Below are 1,015 nucleotides of genomic sequence, written 5' to 3'. Positions count from 1 at the left end.
TTCGGCGCCTGGAAGGCGGCGAAGATTGCGGGTCCGGCGGCGGTCTGCGCGTGGATCATCGGTGCAGTGGTCATTCTGGCCATCGCCCTTACCTATGCCGAACTCGGCGCGATGTTCCCGGAATCGGGCGGCATGGTCCGCTATGCCCGCTATTCGCACGGCGCACTGGTGGGTTTCATCAGCGCGTGGGCAAACTGGATCGCCATCGTTTCGGTGATTCCGATCGAAGCGGAAGCCTCGATCCAGTACATGAGCACCTGGCCGTATCCCTGGGCGCACGCGCTCTTCGTCGACGGCTCGTTGACACACTCCGGGCTCGTGCTCTCCGCGCTGCTCGTGATCGTGTACTTCATGCTCAACTACTGGGGCGTGAAGCTTTTCGCGCGCGCCAACACCACCATCACGATCTTCAAGTTCATCATTCCGGGCCTGACGATCATCGGCCTGATGTCGGGCGGCTTCCACCAGGAAAACTTCGGCGCGGCAACGAGCTTTGCGCCTTACGGCTGGTCGGCGGTGTTCACGGCGGTCGCAACGAGCGGCGTCGTGTTCGCGTTCAACGGCTTCCAGAGCCCGATCAACCTCGCGGGTGAAGCGCGCAATCCGTCGAAGAGCGTGCCGTTCGCGGTGATCGGCTCGATCCTGCTCGCGCTCGTGATCTACGTGCTGCTGCAGGTCGCGTATATCGGCTCGGTCAATCCCGCCGACGTCGCGAAGGGCTGGAACACGTTCAACTTCAAGTCGCCGTTCGCGGAACTCGCGATCGCGCTGAACCTCAACTGGCTCGCGATCCTGCTCTATGTCGACGCGTTCGTGAGCCCGAGCGGCACCGGCACGACCTACATGGCGACGACCTCGCGCATGATCTACGCGATGGAGCGCAACAACACGATGCCGAAGATGTTCGGCAACGTGCACCCGTTCTACGGCGTGCCGCGCAACGCCATGTGGTTCAACCTGCTGGTCTCGTTCATCTTCATGTTCTTCTTCCGCGGCTGGAGCTCGCTCGCGGCGG

Annotated in this window: 1 protein-coding gene; it reads left to right on the top strand. The window is 62.7% G+C overall.

Annotated features, from left to right (window positions below):
- The coding region (locus ACFPTO_RS25080) for an APC family permease (RefSeq protein WP_377715782.1) at positions 1-1,015 on the top strand (1,015 nt) is incomplete at both ends.

It is taken from the genome of Paraburkholderia denitrificans (assembly GCF_042655705.1).
Classification (GTDB): domain Bacteria; phylum Pseudomonadota; class Gammaproteobacteria; order Burkholderiales; family Burkholderiaceae; genus Paraburkholderia; species Paraburkholderia denitrificans.
This window is presented reverse-complemented; position numbering and strand designations above follow the sequence as displayed.